Below are 3,427 nucleotides of genomic sequence, written 5' to 3' on the forward strand. Positions count from 1 at the left end.
TGCAGCGGCATTTCATGGAGATTCGCGGGGTCGGCTTGCTCGACGTTCCCGCGATCTTCGGCATTCATGCCGTGCGCCAGCAGAAGCGACTCGAGGTCGTTGTGGTACTCGAAGAGTGGGACGCTGATGCCCAGGTCGATCGCACTGGGCTCGACGTGCAGACCATCGATATTCTCGGGGTCGAGATCCCCAAGATTACGGTGCATCTCAATCCCGGAAAGAACATCACCGTCATCGCGGAAGTGATCGCGATGAACCATCTCCTGCGCTATTATCGCGGGTACGACACCGCGACCGCGTTCAATGAGCGACTCATCGGCCAGATGCGCCGGAAGTCCGACGTGCAGCGGTACCTGCAGGAGGACGACGAGTAGTGACTGAGGTGAGCGCAGACACCGCTGCGGTCTCCACCGTGCGCGGAATCGTGGCCGGCCATGGCACGTTCGCGTTGGGGATCATTTCGGCGGTCGAACAGATCACCGGACGGGGGGCGCAGTTCGTCGCCATCTCCAATACCGGGCTCTGTCTCGACGACATTCAGGGCACGCTCGCGCAGGCCCTCGACAGCACCGGCGCCCGCGTGATTTTCACCGATCTACCGGCCGGCAGTTGCACCATGGCGGTCCGTCGCATGATTCGGGAGCGCCCGGGGGTCCTGCTCGTGACCGGCGTCAATCTGTCGCTGCTCCTCGACTTCGCCATGCAGGATCACGAAGATCCCGTGCAGGCCCTGCAGTCGGCCCTCGATCGTGGACGCGCGTCCATGGTCGTCCATGGGGCCATCCCCGCCGTCGCCTGATCGTTCGACGTTTCGCGTCTTCATTCCGTATGCCCATCGCGCTCTACCGCATCGACGATCGTCTCATTCACGGCCAGGTGGTCGTGGGATGGGGGCAGCCACTCGAGCTTCGGTTCATCGTGCTCGTGGATGACGATGTCGCCTCCAGTGAGTGGGAACAGGAGTTGTACCGCATGGGCGTGCCCCCTGAGATGTCGGTGCACTTCCACACGGTCGACGACGCCGCCGAGCGGCTGGCGGACTTCGACCGCAATCCGCAGCCCGGGATCGTGCTGGTGGGCGATATCGGCACGATGCAGCGGCTCGTGAAGGCTGCACCGGGGCATATTCGTGCGGTGAATGTGGGGGGCGTCCATCATTCGCCCGGTCGCACGGGACGATTGCGTTATGTGTTTCTCACCGGGGCCGAGGAAGCCGGCCTGCGGGCGATCGAATCCCAGGGGGTCGAGGTGACGGCGCAGGACGTGCCCACGGCCCGCGCCGTGCCCCTCAACGAACTGCTCGCCTCGTCGGCCTCCGCCTGATGGAGCTGCTGGCAGCCCTGCTCGACCTGGTCCCCCTCGCGCTGCTTGCCGGCGTGGTGGGACTCGACGTCGTGAGCTTTCCGCAGGCGATGATCTCGCGCCCTATCGTGGGGGCGACACTCGGCGGCGCTTTTCTGGGTGCACCGGAGGCCGGGCTCGTCTGCGGGACCGCCCTCGAGTGCCTGGCGCTCGAATCGCTCCCGGTGGGCGCGTCGCGCTATCCGGAGTGGGGGAGCGCCTCGGTGGCAGCCGGGGCGGTGGCCTCGGTCGGCGCCACCAGTTCGTCGTTCCCCGATGTCGGCGCCTTTGCCGTGGCGGTGCTCGTGGGGATCGCGACGGGATGGATCGGCGGTTGGACCATGGTGAAGCAGCGCCAGATCATCGCCGGGTTCGCGCGCCCCAGACTCGATCAGCTGGCCGCCGGTTCCCGCAAAACCGTGATCGGGCTGCAGGTGTTCGGCATGACGCTCGATCTGGCCCGTGGAACCGTGCTCGGCGCGCTCATGATTCTCGTCGCCCGCCCACTGGCCGTGCTCGTGAACGCCCGCTGGAGCGTGGGCGAGGATCTGTCGCGGGCGATCATCATCACCGCCGTCGTCGGGGTGGCCGCCGCTGCCGTGTGGAAGGACTTCCACGCGATCAGCGGCACGCGACGCCTGTTCGTGGCCGCGCTGGCCGTTGGCACATTGCTGGTGGTGGTCGGTGCCTGATACCGGTCTCAACAACCCCGCGCTCCGCACCGACACGGTGAGTATGCCGGTGCCGGGCACCCTGCCGCCGCCGGAGCTCCCTACCGCGCTGCGGCTCTCCATGCTCCTGCGCTGCCTCGCCATTCAGGGGTCGTGGAATTACGAGATTCTGGTGGGCAACGGCATGGGGTTCTGTGTAGAGCCCGCGTTGCGCCAACTCCCCGGGGGCCCCGAGGGACAGCCGTACAAGGACGCACTGGCGCGGCAGTCCGTCTACTTCAACGCCCACCCCTACCTCGCGAGTCTGGCCGTCGGTGCGCTCGCGCGGGCCGAGCTGGAGCAGGTGCCGGCCGCCCGTATCGAGCGGTTCCGCACGGCACTGTGTGGCCCGCTGGGAAGCCTCGGCGATCGCCTCGTGTGGGCCGCCTGGCTGCCGGCCTGTTCACTCGTGGCGCTGCTCCTGTTCGGCTTCGGATGGTCGCCGCTCGGAGTGGTCTTTGGGTTCCTCGTTCTGTACAACATCGGCCATCTCGGGCTTCGCGATTGGGGGCTGCGCGCCGGCTGGCAACACGGGCTCCGGGTGGCCACGGCGATGGGGCACCCGGTGCTGCAGCATGGTCCGCGCTACATTGGTCGGGTATCGGCGGTACTCGGCGGTCTCGCCCTGCCGCTGGCGGTGCATCGGGCGATCGGCGGGCAGCCGCCCCTCTCGCCCATTCCCATGGGCGTGGCGGTTGCCACGCCCGTGCTGGCAGTACTCCTCGTGCGACTGCAGGGCCGTGCCGAGGGGTGGCGCGTGGTCCTGTTGTTGCTCGCGGCCTTCGTCCTCTACTCGGTGGTCCGTTGATGGCTGAACGATCCGTCCAAATCGTGAACAAGCATGGCCTGCACGCACGACCCGCGGCCGAAATGGTGAAGGCGGCCTCGAAGTTCAAGTGCGACATCACCATCTCGCGCGATGACCTCGAGGTCAATGGCAAGAGCATCATGGGCGTCATGATGCTGGCCGCCGAATACGGCGCCTCCATTACGCTCAAGGCCACCGGAGCCGATGCCGACGAGGCGCTCGATGCGCTTGCGGCGTTGGTCGCGTCCCGGTTCGGAGAGAGCTGAGTGCTGTCGGTCCTCCGCGGCATTCCCGCGTCGCCGGGGATCGTCGTGGGCCCCGTGCATCTCCTGCGCTGGGAGGTGCCCGAGGTGCGTCATCGGCTCGTCGATGACGATGGCATCGACGTGGAGATCGCGCGCTTCCGGGACGCCGTGGAGAAGGCGCGGGAACGGTTGCGGCACTTGCGCGCGCGCACCGAAGCGCAGACCGGTCCCAAGGAAGCGGCCATCTTCGACGTGCAGCTCTCCATCCTCGACGACGGGGAGCTGACCAACAGCACGATCGCGCTCATCCGCAAGAACCTCGG

The 3,427-nt window shown here is 67.1% G+C and carries 6 protein-coding genes and 1 pseudogene; all 7 read left to right on the top strand.

Translation table 11 applies throughout. From position 1 onward, the window contains the following. Positions 1–374, top strand: a pseudogene (locus ACIQ6O_RS14870) (HPr kinase/phosphorylase); the annotation flags it as partial. Between the two features lie 8 nt (positions 375–382). After that, a complete protein-coding gene (locus ACIQ6O_RS14875) occupies positions 383–799 on the top strand; it encodes a PTS sugar transporter subunit IIA (protein ID WP_396208563.1) in 417 nt (138 codons plus the stop codon). 29 nt (positions 800–828) lie between these two features. Continuing rightward, positions 829–1,323: a PTS system mannose/fructose/N-acetylgalactosamine-transporter subunit IIB gene (locus tag ACIQ6O_RS14880; protein WP_396208564.1), complete on the top strand. Its 495-nt coding sequence runs from the start codon at positions 829–831 to the stop codon at positions 1,321–1,323. Continuing rightward, positions 1,323–2,033, top strand: a complete 711-nt coding sequence (locus ACIQ6O_RS14885) for a PTS sugar transporter subunit IIC (protein ID WP_396208565.1) — start codon at positions 1,323–1,325, stop codon at positions 2,031–2,033. Before ACIQ6O_RS14880 ends, ACIQ6O_RS14885 begins: the two co-directional genes overlap by 1 nt. Beyond that, positions 2,026–2,859, top strand: coding sequence for a PTS system mannose/fructose/sorbose family transporter subunit IID (locus ACIQ6O_RS14890; protein ID WP_396208566.1), 834 nt, complete (start codon positions 2,026–2,028; stop codon positions 2,857–2,859). The genes ACIQ6O_RS14885 and ACIQ6O_RS14890 overlap by 8 nt, the downstream gene beginning before the upstream one ends. After that, positions 2,859–3,125: an HPr family phosphocarrier protein gene (locus tag ACIQ6O_RS14895; protein WP_396208567.1), complete on the top strand. Its 267-nt coding sequence runs from the start codon at positions 2,859–2,861 to the stop codon at positions 3,123–3,125. Before ACIQ6O_RS14890 ends, ACIQ6O_RS14895 begins: the two co-directional genes overlap by 1 nt. Beyond that, positions 3,126–3,427, top strand: a 302-nt coding sequence (locus ACIQ6O_RS14900; protein ID WP_396208568.1) for a phosphoenolpyruvate-utilizing N-terminal domain-containing protein, incomplete at its 3' end; no start/stop codon positions are given.

The organism is Gemmatimonas sp. (genome assembly GCF_044345575.1).
Classification (GTDB): domain Bacteria; phylum Gemmatimonadota; class Gemmatimonadetes; order Gemmatimonadales; family Gemmatimonadaceae; genus Gemmatimonas.

Coding starts and splice junctions, on each gene's coding strand:
- ACIQ6O_RS14895 (WP_396208567.1), top strand. CDS start 2,859: ATGGCTGAACGATCCGTCCAAATCGTGAACAAGCATGGCCTGCACGCA.
- ACIQ6O_RS14885 (WP_396208565.1), top strand. CDS start 1,323: ATGGAGCTGCTGGCAGCCCTGCTCGACCTGGTCCCCCTCGCGCTGCTT.
- ACIQ6O_RS14880 (WP_396208564.1), top strand. CDS start 829: ATGCCCATCGCGCTCTACCGCATCGACGATCGTCTCATTCACGGCCAG.